This is a genomic window from Streptomyces viridosporus, assembly GCF_002078235.1.
Taxonomy (GTDB): Bacteria; Actinomycetota; Actinomycetes; order Streptomycetales; family Streptomycetaceae; genus Streptomyces; species Streptomyces viridosporus.
The window spans coordinates 1-13,490 of record NZ_MSGP01000007.1; the positions used below are offsets into that span (position 1 = coordinate 1).

Genomic DNA, 13,490 nt, shown 5'->3' on the forward strand with positions numbered 1-13,490 from the left:
GCGACTGCGTGGTGCTGGAGGACGCGGCCCCGGGCGCCGCCGCCGCGCACGCGGCCGGGATGCGCTGCATCGCGATCCCGTACGTCGCCGCGCAGGCCGACGCCGCGGAGTTCGCCACCGCCGGTCTGCTGCTGCGCGGCGGGCAGCGGGAGTTCACGGCGCGGGCGGCGCACGCCTGGCTGACAGGGGCGGCCGGGCCCGCCTGACCGGGGCCCGCCCCATCCCGCCCGCCCGGCACGGGCGGGCGGCCCGGCAGCCCTGGTCCGCCCCCTCCGTCCGCGTTCCGCGGAGAGCGTCCGGAACCGATCACTCCCGACCCGTTGACGCCCTCCCCTCCCCTTACTCCTGTTCTCCTGTCGTCCGGCCGACGGTTCGCACGGCATTCGCTCTACCGAACGTCGAGTGGAGGTGCATCCCTGGCACGGCCCCTCTCCCGACCTGGGCCGGGGCGCCCTTCGCCGGCGAGAACGCGCTGGTGGCACGGGGGCGGTCCACCGTGCGCTCCTGGGTGTCCGGGGGGTCCGCTGAGCGCGGCGGACGGCGACGCGGTGGCGCGGAGGGCGCGGCGGACCGTGTACGCGCCCTGGGACCGGCCGGACACACCCGCCCCGAGACCGGTCGAAAGTTCTTTCCGAAACGGTGATTGTTTCGCGTCTCCCGTCCGTACTCCCTGCTGTTGGGCCGTTCATATCCCAGGAGGCACGATGCGCATCTCGCGCAGCACGGCAGGAACCGCGTTCGTGGGCGGAGCAATGATCCTCACCCTCACCGCGCTCGCCTACCCCACCATGCTGGGCGTGCAGAACACCTCGACCCAGCAGGACCGGGTGGTCGCCAACACGAACTACGGTCCGCTGACCGAGGCGGACCGCGACTTCGTGGTCAAGGTGCGCGCGGCCGGACTCTGGGAGCACCCCCTGGGTCTGCTGGCGATGGAGCGGGGGACCACGCCGGAGATGAAGGAGGCGGGCGTGCACCTGGTCGTCGGACACGGCCGGCTCGACGCCAGCTGCCGCAAGATCGCCCTGGAACTCGGGATCACGCTGCCGAACCAGGCGTCACCGCAGCAGCAGGGGTTCGTGGAGACCATCAGGTCCACCAACGGAAAGGAGTTCGACTCCACCGCGGTGAACATCATGCGGGTGACGCACGGGCAGATCTTCTCGGTCATCGCCAAGGTACGCGCCAACACCAGGAACACCCTGGTCCGGCAGCTGGCCGACCAGGCCAACGACACGGTGCTCGACCACATCACGGTGCTGGAGAAGACGGGACTGGTCAATCACGAGCAGGTCAACTTCCAGCAGACCAGTCCGCCCAAGATGCCCCAGGAGCAGGTGACCCCGCCGGCGCCGCAGGCGGGCTCGCCGATCCTCGTGCTGGAGGTGCCCAAGGAGCTGGAGGACCTGAACACGGCTTCTCCGGCACCCACCCCGTCGCCCACCGTGGGGTAGCTCCGGAGCGTGTCCGCGGGTCACTACCCGCGGCGGGGCCTGCCCCGCCGCGGGTTCTTCGACGAGCCGCCGGTGCCCTTCCGGCGGCCCCCGCCGGTCGTCCGACCCGCCGCCTGCTGCTTGCGGGCGCCCTCCCGGCCGGCGCGCCGGGGCTTCTCCGGCGCCTGCTGCTGTGCGCGGCCCCGGGTGCTGTTGACGGTCCGGCCGCGGACGATGCCGATGAAGTCCTCCACCTGGTCCGTCGTCGCGTCCTCGGGCCAGGCCAGCGCCACGCTCGACTCGGGGGCGCCCACGAGGGGCCGGTGGGTGAGGTCCTTGCGGTGGTGCAGCCGGGCGAGGGACAGCGGTACGACGAGCACACCGATCCCGGCCGCGACCAGTTCGACGGCGTCGGCGGTGGTGGCGGGACGTTCGAGGGCGGGCCGTCCGGGCAGGGCCTCCCAGTCGAGGACGTCGTCGAGGGGGTGCAGCACGATGTCGTCGGCCAGGTCCTCGGGGGTCACCTCGTCGGCCGCCGTGACGAGGTGGTCCTTGGGGACCACGACGACCGTCCGCTCGGTGTAGAGGGGGATCGCGCTGAAGACCGTCCGGTCGACGGGCAGCCGGACCAGCCCCGCGTCCGCGTCCCCGCTCCGCAGCAGTTCCTGCGCCGTTCCGGCGGGCACCTGCGTGAGGGTCAGCGGGACGTCGGGCTGCCGCTCGTTCCAGAGGCGCACCCATTTGTCGGGCATCACCCCGGGTGCGTACACGAGCCGGAACGGGGAGGGTGCTTCCGAGCCTGTCACCGGGCCAGGTTACCGGCCGTGGTCGGCGCTCGCGCACCCGCTCGATACCCTGGACACCATGACGTCGCACCAGAGCACCCAGACGATGAAGCCCGCGACCGCGGCCAAGAAGCTGGGTGTGTACCTCGAGGCCACCCCCGCCGAGTTCCGGGAGGGTGCCGTCTCACGGGCCGAGCTGAACGCGCTCCAGGCCGACCCGCCCCCGTGGCTGCGCGACCTGCGGCGCGACGGCCCGCACCCCCGCCCGGTGGTCGCGGCGAAGCTGGGCGTCTCCGTCTCCGGTCTCGCCCGCGGCGGGGTCACCGAACCCCTCACCACCGAGCAGATCGAGGCGCTGAAGCAGGAGCGTCCCGAGTGGCTGGAGCGCGAGCGCGCCACCCAGGCGGAGGTCCGCAAGGAAGCCGCGCGGCTCAGGAAGCGCGACGCCGAGCGCGCCGAGCAGGGCGGCTGACCCGGCCGGGGCCGCCGAAGACCGCTCGAGGCCCGGAAGACCCCGGTGCGGCGGCGCACCGGACGCTGCCCGGCCGGTGCGCCGCGCGCTGCCGGCGGGTCGCACATGCTGCCGACGGGGCTCGACGCGGTGGTGGAGGCGTCTCCCGTCGGGGCGGCCGACGTCCACGCGCACCGGGAGGCGTTCAAGCGGCCGCACCGGGACTCCCGCGTCCTCACCCCGGAAACCCGGGCGACCCGATCCCCGCCTGCTTGCTACGGTTGGCCGCGGCGAGGCCATGAACGGGCTTCCTTCTCCTCTTCCTCCAAAGAAACCAGTCCGTTCGCTCTCCTCGCCCTCGGCGTCGCACACCCCCGACCGGGTCCTCCCGGCTTCGGGGGTGTGCCGTTTCCACGGGAAGTCTCCTCGGGCGGTCTCCACGAGAAGTGAAACGCCAGCCCGCGCCACCCTTTCCGGCGGATAGAAATATCTATCAGCATGGCCGTACAGCACGCGCCCGCAGCGGCGCAGCCGACCGCGCCCGGAGTGGGACATGCACAGCGTCAGATGGAAGCAAGCCGTCGAATGGCTGGCCGCGGCGGCCACGGACCCCCGGGCGTGCAAGCGCGAGTGGGACCACGGCACGGGCACGGCGCTGCTCGCGGCGGGCCGGTACTGGGACGTGCTCAGCGTGCCCGACCGGCTGGGGCTGCTCGCCCTGGACATCATGTGGCACGATCCGCTGGAGGTGCCCGGACCCACGCTGGTGGACGTCACGGCTCGCCGTGTGGGGTTCTTCCTGCCGCCCGATCCGGACAGCGAGTGGATCGGGTGCGGTGTGCGGCACGTCGGCCGCGGCTCCTGGGTCGCCGTACCGCCGCCGTACCGGCCCACCGGGCGCCTGGAGTGGCTCGTCCCCCCGGACGGCACCGGCGCCCTGCACCCCCCGGACGCGCTCGAACTGGCCCTGCGCAAGGCCACCGGCATGCTGGCCGTGCTGGCACCGGTCAGCGCCGAGCCCGCGGGTCCGGAGGGCCGGTGAGGTCCTCGCGGGCCTCCGCCCCGGGAGGCGGCAGCAGGGGGACCGGCACCCGGAAGGGCACGGCCGGCACGGTGCCGCGCCCACTCGCCGTGGGGGCGGCGGAGGACGCCCACCGGGCCCCGTGGTGCTCCGGGACCGTACGGCCCCTGGCCCGCCACTCCGCGACGAGGGCCGTGTAGATCGGCGTACGGTCCGCGTACCCACCGGTGAGTTCGGCGTACGGTCGGCTCACGGCGTCGTTCCCGAGAAGGCGCCGCGCCGTCCCAGTGCTGTCCATGCCGGGCCAACGCGCCTCCGTGCGCCGGTGGTACGCGGACGGCTCCGGGACCGCCGGGTCGAGTGAAGCCCTCACCCGTATGGAGGCACGCCCCGGTCGCCCGGGCAGCCGCGTGCCGCCGCCCGGGCCCGCCGGTTCACCGTTCGGGCGTGCTCTCCTGCACCGGCTCCAGCGTCTCCGCGGCCGGCGGCGCGGCGTGCACGGGCCGGACATCGGCGGACGCGGCGCGACGGCGCGTCAGGCTCAGCGCGATGGGCTCGGTGTAACGGGCCGTGAGCGGTCCCAGGACGACCAGGATCAGGACGTAGGCCGTGGCCAGCGGGCCGAGGTCCGGTTCGATGCCCGCGGTGACCGCGAGGCCGGCGATCACGATGGAGAACTCTCCGCGGGCGACCAGGGTGCCGCCCGCGCGCCAGCGGCCCTTGGGGGAGATCCCGGCCCGCCGGGCGGCCCAGTACCCGGTGGCGATCTTCGTCAGCGCGGTGACCACGGCGAGCGCCAGGGCGGGCAGGATCACCGGCGGTATGGACTGGGGATCGGTGTGCAGGCCGAAGAAGACGAAGAACACCGCGGCGAACAGGTCCCGCAGCGGTGCCAGCAGGTTGTGCGTGCCCTCGGCGACCTCCCCGGACAGGGCGATGCCGACCAGGAACGCGCCCACGGCCGCCGAGACCTGCAGCTGCTGGGCGATGCCCGCGACGAGCAGCGTCAGGCCCAGCACCACCAGCAGCAGCTTCTCCGGGTCCTCGCTGGAGACGACCCGGGAGATCACCCTCCCGTAGCGGACGGCGACGAACAGCACGAGCCCGGCGACGCCCAGCGCGATGGCCAGCGTGACGCTGCCCGTGGCGAGGCCGACCCCGGCCAGCAGGGCGGTGATGATCGGCAGGTAGACCGCCATCGCCAGGTCCTCGAGCACCAGGATGCTGAGGATCACTGGGGTCTCGCGGTTGCCGAGCCGTCCGAGGTCGCCGAGGACCTTGGCGATGACGCCGGAGGAGGAGATCCAGGTGACGCCGGCCAGCACCACCGCGGCGACCGGGCCCCAGCCCAGCAGCAGGGCCAGGGCGGCTCCGGGCAGGGCGTTCAGCGCCATGTCCACGAGGCCGGCCGGGTACTGGGTCTTGAGGTTGGAGACGAGATCGCTGGCCGTGTACTCCAGGCCGAGCATGAGCAGCAGCAGGATGACGCCGATCTCGGCGCCGATCGCCACGAACTCCTCGCTCGCGCCGAGCGGCAGCAGCCCGCCCTCGCCGAAGGCCAGACCGGCCAGCAGGTACAGGGGGATCGGGGAGAACTGAAGGCGCCCGGCGAGACGTCCCAGCAGACCGAGCCCGAGGATGATCGCGCCGAACTCGATCAGGAAGACCGCGGAAGAGTGCATGCGCTCACTCCCTTCCGAGTATTTCGGCGGCGGCCTCGATGCCCTCGCGGGTGCCGATCACGATCAGGGTGTCCCCTCCGGCCAGCCGGAAGTCCGGCGCGGGGGACGGGATCGCCTCCGCCCGCCGCAGCACGGCGACGATCGACGCGCCGGTGTCCGTGCGCATCCGCGTCTCGCCCAGCACCCGGCCGTTCCAGTGGGAGGTGGTGGACAGCTCGATGCGCTCGGCGACCAGTCCCAGATCGGTGGTGTGCAGCAGGTTGGGGCTGTGGTGGGCGGGCATCAGCGCGTCGATCATCGCGGCCGACTCGGCGACGGTCAGGCGCAGCGACTGGGCGCAGGCGTCCGGATCGTCGGAGCGGTAGACGTTGACCGTGCGGGCGCCGTCCCGGTGCGCGATCACGGACAAGTGCTGGTGCTCACGCGTGGTGAGGTCGTATTTCACGCCTATGCCCGGCAGCGGCGTGGCGCTCATCCGTGGAGCAGGCACGTCCCCTCCCCCTATCTCTGTTCTTCTCGGTGCTTCGTACGGGTGGGAGAGACGCATCGCGCTGATGATCGACACCCACGGCGGACATGGTGCCATCCGGACTTTTGCCCAGGACATGGGTGGCGCCACGGATGGACATGGACCGCGAGGGGTCAGAGAATACCCGGGCTCTCCTCCGACGCAGGTCAACGGGGCGAGCCGGCGGCGCACGGCCGAGCGGAACGTGCCGAACGGCCCTCGGTCGTGGCCCGTTGGACCTTGTCCGCGGCTCCCGGCGGCAGCCATCCTGGAGGTATCGGGTACGGCTGTTGCGGGAGGTGCGATGAGCGGTCTGGTCGTCGTGGGAGTGGACGGTTCGGCATCGAGCCTGGCCGCCGTGGAGGTGGCGGCCGAGGAGGCGAGGCGGCGCTCGGCCGGTCTGCGGGTGGTCCACGCGTTCCTCTGGCCCGCGATGCACGTACCGCTGGGCGCGTCACCGCTGGGGCCCGCCGACGGCGGTCTGCGGGCCATGACCGAGCGGCTGGTGACCGAGGCGGTGGCACGCGCCCGGTCCGTGGCGCCGGACGTGGAGGTCTCGCAGGCCGTCGTGACGGGCGAGCCGCTGACCGTGCTGGAGGCGCAGTCGCGTTCCGCGGAGCTCGTGGTCGTCGGGTCGCGGGGCATGGGCGGGTTCGTCGGGCTGCTGGTGGGCTCCACGGCCGTGCACCTGGCGGCGCACGGGCGGTGCCCGGTGCTGGTCGTACGTGAGCCGGCCGTGCCGGAGGGGCCGGTCGTGCTCGGCGTCGACGGCTCCCCGGCGGGTGCGAAGGCGATCGGCTTCGCCTTCGCCGAGGCCGAGCTGCGCGGAGCGGACCTGGTCGCCCTGCACGCCTGGACCGGCTGGAACGCCCCGATGCCCGCCCCGCAGGACGAGCGGGCGCCGTACGCGAACGAGCCCGGCGCCCTGGCCGCGGGCGAGGAGCGTCTGCTCTCGGAGGCGTTGACGGGGTATCAGGAGCGGTACCCCGATGTGAAGGTGCGGCACGAGACCGTGCACGGCGGCGCCCGGGAGGCGCTGATCGAGGCGAGCCGCACGGCGCGGCTGCTGGTGGTCGGGGCCCGTGGGCGGGGCGGTTTCTCCGGGCTGGTGCTGGGTTCGGTGAGCCAGGCCATGCTGCACCACGCGCACTGCCCGGTGGCCGTCGTGCGGGGCGGGGACGGAGACGTCTAGGGGACGAGGACGCCTGGGTGTGCGTCCCGGCCCCGGTGCTCGAGCTCACCGGGTGCCGCCCGCGGCGTTCCCGAGGCCCGTGGGCCGCGGGCGGCGCGCCGTGTGACGCGTGGGCGCCGTCGCCCGCGGGTACTCGGGTGCACTGCCCGGGACCGGTGACGGGAGAGAGCAGTGAACGACACGGTCATGGTCGGAGTGGACGGCTCGCCCCCCAGCATCGCCGCGGTCGACGTCGCGGCCGAGGAGGCCCGTCTGCGCGGTGCGCAGCTGCGGATCGTGCACGCCTTCAGCCGCCGTGCCGACCTGGACCCGATGATCCACGGTGTGCTGGCGCAGGCCGAGCAGCGCGCCCGCGCCCTCGCGCCGGACCTGGAGATCGTCCGGACCGTGGCGCCGGGCGAGACGCTGACGGTGCTGCGGAGCGAGTCGCGCCACGCGGTTCTGGCGGTGACCGGCGGACGGGGCCGCAGCGGGTTCGGGGATCTGCTGCTGGGCTCGACGGTCGTGCAACTGGCCGCGCACGGCCACTGCCCGCTCATGGTGGTCCGTGGCCGCCCCGATCCCCGGGGTCCGGTGCTCCTCGCCGTGGACGGCTCACCGGCCGGGGAGGCGGCGGCGGGGTTCGCCTTCGCCGAGGCCGAGTTGCGCGGGGCCCCGCTGGCCGCGATGCACGTGTGGAACACCCGGAGCGAGCCGACTCCCTACGAGGGGCCCGCCGACCCGCTGAACATCCTGGTGGACCTCGACCGGCTCCGCGAGAGGCACCAGCGGCTGCTGGAGGAGACGGTGGCGCCCCTGCGGCACGCCCGTCCCGAGGTCGCCGTGGAGCTGCGCCTGGAACGGGCACGGGTGCGCCACGCACTGCTCGACGCCGCCCGGGAAGCCCAACTGCTGGTGACCGGCGCCCGCGGCCACGGAGGCTTCACCGGGATGCTGCTCGGCTCGGTCAGCCAGGCGCTGCTGTACCACGCCGACTGCCCCGTCACCGTCGTCCGCGGGGCGGAGTGAGCGGGCCGCCGACCGGACACCCCCGGCGCCCGGCGTTCCGGGACCGCGCAGCGGGGCCGTGTGCACCACGCATGTGTCCGGCCGGGTGGACGCGCCCCGCCCGGCCGCCCGCCGGGCGCTCGTGAGCGCGAACGCGGTCGCACGGTGGCGGGTGCCCGCGGGCACGCGCCGGGCCCCGATCCGGCTCGCCCGCTCCGTGCGCCGGTTGCCTTCGGAAGGATCGTGGGCGCGGGGAGGACGCCGGTAGGGTGGCCGGCTGTGGACGTGGGGGCAGGAAACGAGATGGTTGCCGTCCCGCCGGGACGGGTGACGCTGTCGGACCGGCGGACGCGGAGCAGTTGGCGGACCGAGGTCGCGTCGTTCCGGATGTCGGCGTTCCCGGTCACGCAGTCGTGGTACGCACAGGTCACCGGTCAACGGCCGAGCAGCGCCCGAGGCGACCGGCTGCCCGTCGAGAACGTCTCGTGGTGGGACGCGGTCCGGTTCTGCAACGCGTTGTCCCGGCGCGAGGGGTTGACGCCCGCCTATGACCTCCGGGCCGACGCCGGGACGGCCGAATGGGACACCTCCGCGGACGGGTACCGGCTGCCGACCGAGGCCGAATGGGAGCACGCCTGCCGTGCGGGTACCACCGGCCCGCGCTACGGCCGGCTCGACGAGGTCGCCTGGTACCGGGACAACGCGGAGGGACGGATCCACCCCGTCGGCGGCAAGCGGCCCAACGCCTGGGGGCTGTACGACGTGCTGGGCAATGTGTGGGACTGGTGCTGGGACCTCTACGACGCCGAGGTGTACGGCGCCTACCGGGTGCTCCGCGGTGGTGGATGGGCCGACGAGCACTGGAGCTGCCGGGCATCTGTACGGCGCCGCAGCCACCCGACCTTCCGGATCGACGACGTGGGGTTCCGCGTCGCGCGCTCCACACCGCCGCACCGCCCGTGACGGCCGCGTTCCGGAACGGTCGGTGAGGCGGCTCCGGGGCCGCTGAACGCGGCCACCGGCACGGCTGCCGCCGTCCCGGGTCCGGCGTGTCCGTGCCCGGCCCCGTGCCGGGGACGGGAGCGGGGGCGGGGAAGCGAGGCCGTGCCGTCCCTCGGCCCCCGGTACCGCACGTCCCTCCCCCGCGCCCTCGTCCTCGGTGCGGCCGGATCCCCGGTGCGGCCGCACGTCGCTCTCCTCCCGCGGCTGTCGCAGGGCTACCCGAGGAACGACAGCCGCACCCGGCGGTCGGGATTGTCCCGGTTGGTGTCGACCAGGCACACCGACTGCCAGGTGCCCAGCTCCAGTCGGCCGCCCACCACCGGCAGCGTGGCGTGGGGCGGGACGAAGGCGGGCAGGACGTGGTCGCGGCCGTGGCCGGGGCTGCCGTGGCGGTGCTGCCAGCGGTCGTCGGCGGGCAGCAGGGTGTGCAGGGCGGCCAGGAGGTCGTCGTCGCTGCCGGCACCGGTCTCGATGACGGCGATGCCGGCCGTGGCGTGCGGCACGAAGATGTTCAGCAGGCCGTCGCGGCCGGCCGCCGCCTCCCGCAGGAAGGCCTCGCAGTCGCCGGTGAGGTCGACGACCTTCTCCGAGGAGCCGGTGGCGAGGGTCAGGACTCGGGTGGTGAAGGCATCTGACATGCCCTCCATCCTGACCGATGCGCCGGGGATCTTCCGGGACCGCCCCCGGGGAAGATCCGCGACCCGCGGCCCGTTAGTAGAAATGTGAACGACATACGTGAGGTCGAGGTCGTCGTCATCGGCGCGGGACAAGCGGGGCTGTCCAGCGCCTATCACCTGCGGCGGACCGGGTTCGAGCCGGACCGCGACTTCGTGGTGCTCGACCACTCCCCCGGCCCGGGCGGCGCATGGCAGTTCCGGTGGCCCTCGCTGACGTACGGCAAGGTGCACGGGATGCACGCGCTGCCCGGCATGGAACTCACGGACGCCGATCCGGCGCGGCCCTCCTCCGAGGTGATCACCGCGTACTTCGACCGCTACGAGCGGACCTTCGGCCTGCGGGTACGGCGCCCGGTGGACGTGCGGGCCGTGCGGGAGGGAACCGGGGGGCGGCTGCTGGTCGAGACCTCGGACGGCACCTGGTCGGCACGGGCGCTGATCAACGCCACCGGCACCTGGGACCGGCCGTTCTGGCCGCGCTATCCGGGGCAGGAGACCTTCCTGGGACGCCAGTTGCACACCGCGCGGTACCCCGGGCCCGAGGCGTTCGCCGGGCAGCGGGTGGTCGTGGTGGGCGGCGGCGCCTCGGGCACCCAGCACCTGCTGGAGATCGCGCCGTACGCGGCGTCCACCACCTGGGTGACCCGGCGGCCGCCGGTCTTCCGCGAGGGGCCCTTCGACGAGGAGGCGGGACGGGCGGCCGTGGCGCTCGTCGAGGAGCGGGTGCGGCAGGGTCTGCCGCCGCGCAGTGTCGTCTCGGTGACGGGGCTGCCGCTCAACGACGCGATCCGGCAGGGCCTCGCGGACGGGGTGCTCGACCGGCAGCCCATGTTCGACCGCATCACGCCCGACGGCGTGGAGTGGGGAGGGGGGTCCCCCCTGCTCGAGCGCGGCGGAGGGCTCGGGGCAGGACGGCGCGTGGCGGCCGACGTCATCCTGTGGGCGACCGGGTTCCGTCCCGCCGTCGACCATCTCGCCCCGCTGCGGCTGCGGGAGCCGGGCGGCGGGATCCGCGTCGAGGGAACGCGCGCGGTGGCCGATCCGCGCGTCCACCTGGTCGGCTACGGTCCCTCGGCGAGCACCGTCGGCGCCAACCGGGCGGGGCGGGCGGCGGTACGGGACATCAGGCGGCTGCTGACGCCGGAGGAGCGGGCCGCGGCGTGAGGTCCGGACCGGTTCACTTCTTGGACGGTTCGCCGCTCTTCGGCTGCCGGGCCTCGGACTCGGCGACGTTGCGCCGGTGCTCCTCCTGGTCGGCGGTGAAGCGGGTGTCGCCCGGCTTGACCGTGACGAAGTAGAGCCAGTCGCCCGGGGGCGGGTTGATCGCGGCCTGCATCGCGGCCTCGCCGGGGTTGTCGATCGGGGTCGGCGGCAGCCCCATGCGCTCGTAGGAGTTGTAGGGGCTGTCGATCCCGGTGTCGGTCGCCTTCGCGCGCAGCGTCGAGTGGCCCAGCGCGTAGTTGACGGTCGAGTCCATCTGCAGCGGCATCCCGCGCTCCAGCCGGTTGAAGATCACCCGGGCCACCTTGCCCATGTCGGCCTTGGCGGGGGCCTCCGCCTGGACGATGCTCGCGACGGTGACCGCCTGGTACACGTTCATGGCGTTGCGCTGCGCGCCCGCCGCGACCGGGGCTCCGTTGAACTTCCGGTTGGCCGTGTCGACCATCTGCGACAGCAGCTTCTCCGGGGTCGTCTTCTCCTCCAGCGGATACGTCGCCGGGAAGAGGTAGCCCTCCGGATTGCCCTCGGCCTCGATCGGCAGCTTGAGGCGGGCCTTCACGACGGACTTCTCCGTGGTGCCCGCGGGCAGTTCCAGGGCCTTGTCGACGGCCGTGTAGACCTGGCTCGCGCGCCGCCCCTCGGGGATCCTCAGGGTGGTGGGGCGGGGGTCGCCGCCGTCGCCCATGGTCAGCAGCGGCACCGCCACGGCGGTGCCGGCCACGACGGCCCCGGTCGCGACGAGGGCGAGGCGGCCCCGGCGCGTCAGTCGGATCGTGCTCCGTGACGGAGTGTTCATCTGCATGCGGGCACGGTAACCCGCATACCGCCACAAATCCGGCATATCTTCATCTTGTCGGCTCCAGTTGGGCGTCCCGGCGCACCAGAGCCGCATAGCGCCCGCCCCGCCCCAACAACTCCTCGTGCGTGCCGCGTTCGACCGCGCGGCCGGAGTCGAGGACCACGATCTGGTCGGCACTCCGAATGGTGGACAGCCGGTGGGCGATGGTGAGCGTGGTGCGGTTGGCCGACAGCGCGTCGATGGCCGCCTGGACGGCGGCCTCGGTCCGGGTGTCCAGGGCACTGGTGGCCTCGTCGAGCACCAGGACCGGCGGGTCGCGCAGGATGGTGCGGGCGATCGCCAGGCGCTGCTTCTCACCGCCGGAGAAACGGTGGCCGCGCTCGCCGACGACCGTGTCGTACCCGTCGGGCAGGGCGGCGATGTGGTCGTGGATCTGGGCCGCCCTCGCCGCCGCGTACAGCTCCTCGTCGGTGGCGTCGGGCTTGGCGAAGCGCAGGTTGTCGGCGACCGAGGCGTGGAAGAGGTAGGTCTCCTGGGAGACCACGCCCACCGCACGGGCCAGGGTGTCGAAGTCGAGGTCGCGGACGTCGACCCCGTCCAGGGTGACCCGGCCGCCCGTGACGTCGTACAGCCGCGGCACGAGGTGACCGAGTGTGGACTTGCCGGCGCCGGTCGGGCCGACCACGGCGAGGCTGCCGCCCGCGGGAACGGTGAGGTCGATGCCGTCGAGGACGGGGCCGCTCCCGCCGTCGTAGCGGAAGGAGACGTCCTCGAAGCGCACCTCGCCCTTGATCCGGTCGAGGCGCACCGGGTCCTCGCGCTCGGTGATGTCGATCGGGAGGTCCAGGTACTCGAAGATGCGCTGGAAGAGCGCGAGCGAGGTCTGGATCTGGACGCCGGTGGACAGCAGGCTCACGGCCGGGCGGAACAGGCCCTGCTGGAGCGAGACGAAGGCGACGATCGTGCCGATGGAGACCTCCGGGCCACCCGTCCGCAGGGCGATGCCGGCGGCCCAGTAGATGACGGCCGGCATGGCGGCCATGACGATCGTGATGACGGCCATGCGCCAGCGGCCGGCCATGCTGGAACGCACTTCCAGGTCGACCAGGCGCTCGGACTCGCCCGCGAAGGCACGGGTCAGGGAGTCGGACCGGCCCATGGTGCGGCCGAGCAGGATGCCGCTGACCGACAGCGACTCGGTGACCGTGGCGGCCATGGCGGCCATCTGCTTCTGGCGCTGGGTGGTGATCTTCTTGCGCTCGTTGCCGACGCGGCGGCTGATCCACACGAACACCGGCAGCAGGACGAGCGAGACGACGGTCAGCCGCCAGTCGAGCGCGAGCATCGCCACGACGGTGGCCACCACGCTGGTGAGGTTGGAGACGAGGGAGGTCGCCGTGGAGGTCACCGTGGCCTGCATGCCGCCGATGTCGTCGGCGATGCGGGACTGGACCTCACCGGTGCGGGTGCGGGTGAAGAAGGCGAGCGACATGCGCTGGAGCCGGCCGAAGACGGCGGTGCGCAGGTCGTGCATGACGCGCTGGCCGACGGTCGTCGAGATCAGGGTCTGCAGCACGCCGAAGACGCTGGTGAGGACCGCGCTGAGGATCATGCCGAGCGCGAGCAGGCTGAGCAGCCCGGTGCGGCCCTCGGGGATCGCGACGTCGAGGATCGCCTTCAGCAGGAACGGTGTGGCCACCGAGACCAGGGACGCGGCGCCGACGAGCAGGCC

At 73.4% G+C, this 13,490-nt stretch carries 14 protein-coding genes and 1 pseudogene; 8 read left to right on the top strand and 7 right to left on the bottom strand.

What is annotated here, in order from left to right; genetic code table 11:
* Positions 1-206, top strand: a pseudogene (locus B7L92_RS00690) (HAD family phosphatase); the annotation flags it as partial.
* Positions 207-704: 498 nt separating this feature from the next.
* Positions 705-1,454, top strand: a complete 750-nt coding sequence (locus B7L92_RS00695) for a DUF4142 domain-containing protein (protein WP_081235555.1) — start codon at positions 705-707, stop codon at positions 1,452-1,454.
* 23 nt (positions 1,455-1,477) lie between these two features.
* Here the strand turns inward: B7L92_RS00695 and B7L92_RS00700 are convergent, their stop codons facing one another.
* Positions 1,478-2,239, bottom strand: a complete 762-nt coding sequence (locus B7L92_RS00700) for a LysR family transcriptional regulator substrate-binding protein (RefSeq protein ID WP_081235556.1) — start codon at positions 2,237-2,239, stop codon at positions 1,478-1,480.
* Positions 2,240-2,297: 58 nt separating this feature from the next.
* On the opposite strand from B7L92_RS00700, the gene B7L92_RS00705 reads away from it, so the two are divergent.
* Entirely contained in the window at positions 2,298-2,690 is a 393-nt protein-coding gene (locus B7L92_RS00705; protein ID WP_081235557.1) for a DUF5997 family protein, read from the top strand.
* A gap of 532 nt (positions 2,691-3,222) precedes the next feature.
* The gene (locus tag B7L92_RS00710; protein ID WP_081235558.1) at positions 3,223-3,711 is read left to right on the top strand and encodes a hypothetical protein; all 489 of its coding nucleotides are present in this window, start codon (positions 3,223-3,225) and stop codon (positions 3,709-3,711) included.
* Here B7L92_RS00710 and B7L92_RS00715 read toward each other — a convergent pair.
* The 3 genes from B7L92_RS00715 to B7L92_RS00725 all read right to left on the bottom strand — a co-directional run bounded on the left by B7L92_RS00715 (position 3,677) and on the right by B7L92_RS00725 (position 5,847).
* Positions 3,677-3,943, bottom strand: a complete 267-nt coding sequence (locus tag B7L92_RS00715) for a hypothetical protein (protein WP_255310695.1) — start codon at positions 3,941-3,943, stop codon at positions 3,677-3,679. The two genes, B7L92_RS00710 and B7L92_RS00715, sit on opposite strands and share 35 nt — an antisense overlap.
* A gap of 181 nt (positions 3,944-4,124) precedes the next feature.
* Positions 4,125-5,372: a cation:proton antiporter gene (locus B7L92_RS00720; RefSeq protein WP_081235560.1), complete on the bottom strand. Its 1,248-nt coding sequence runs from the start codon at positions 5,370-5,372 to the stop codon at positions 4,125-4,127.
* Between the two features lie 4 nt (positions 5,373-5,376).
* Complete coding sequence (locus tag B7L92_RS00725) at positions 5,377-5,847, bottom strand: cation:proton antiporter regulatory subunit (RefSeq protein ID WP_016827320.1); 471 nt, start codon at positions 5,845-5,847, stop codon at positions 5,377-5,379.
* Positions 5,848-6,184: 337 nt separating this feature from the next.
* On the opposite strand from B7L92_RS00725, the gene B7L92_RS00730 reads away from it, so the two are divergent.
* From B7L92_RS00730 to B7L92_RS00740, 3 genes are all read left to right on the top strand, one after another.
* Positions 6,185-7,072 carry a universal stress protein gene (locus B7L92_RS00730; RefSeq protein WP_081235561.1) on the top strand — a complete coding sequence of 296 codons (888 nt, stop codon included), beginning with the start codon at positions 6,185-6,187 and terminating at the stop codon, positions 7,070-7,072.
* A 171-nt stretch (positions 7,073-7,243) separates the two neighbouring features.
* Positions 7,244-8,080 carry a universal stress protein gene (locus tag B7L92_RS00735; protein WP_174703901.1) on the top strand — a complete coding sequence of 279 codons (837 nt, stop codon included), beginning with the start codon at positions 7,244-7,246 and terminating at the stop codon, positions 8,078-8,080.
* Between the two features lie 282 nt (positions 8,081-8,362).
* Complete coding sequence (locus B7L92_RS00740; RefSeq protein WP_081235562.1) at positions 8,363-9,022, top strand: formylglycine-generating enzyme family protein; 660 nt, start codon at positions 8,363-8,365, stop codon at positions 9,020-9,022.
* A gap of 254 nt (positions 9,023-9,276) precedes the next feature.
* Here the strand turns inward: B7L92_RS00740 and B7L92_RS00745 are convergent, their stop codons facing one another.
* Positions 9,277-9,699, bottom strand: coding sequence for a YjbQ family protein (locus tag B7L92_RS00745; RefSeq protein ID WP_081235567.1), 423 nt, complete (start codon positions 9,697-9,699; stop codon positions 9,277-9,279).
* Positions 9,700-9,783: 84 nt separating this feature from the next.
* Between B7L92_RS00745 and B7L92_RS00750 the strand changes: the two genes are divergently transcribed.
* Positions 9,784-10,902: an NAD(P)-binding domain-containing protein gene (locus B7L92_RS00750; protein WP_081235563.1), complete on the top strand. Its 1,119-nt coding sequence runs from the start codon at positions 9,784-9,786 to the stop codon at positions 10,900-10,902.
* 13 nt (positions 10,903-10,915) lie between these two features.
* Here B7L92_RS00750 and mltG read toward each other — a convergent pair whose 3' ends face one another.
* Together mltG and B7L92_RS00760 are read right to left on the bottom strand one after the other, a co-directional pair.
* Positions 10,916-11,761: an endolytic transglycosylase MltG gene (mltG, locus tag B7L92_RS00755; protein ID WP_081235564.1), complete on the bottom strand. Its 846-nt coding sequence runs from the start codon at positions 11,759-11,761 to the stop codon at positions 10,916-10,918.
* A gap of 43 nt (positions 11,762-11,804) precedes the next feature.
* The coding region (locus B7L92_RS00760; RefSeq protein ID WP_081235565.1) for an ABC transporter ATP-binding protein at positions 11,805-13,490 on the bottom strand (1,686 nt) is incomplete at its 5' end.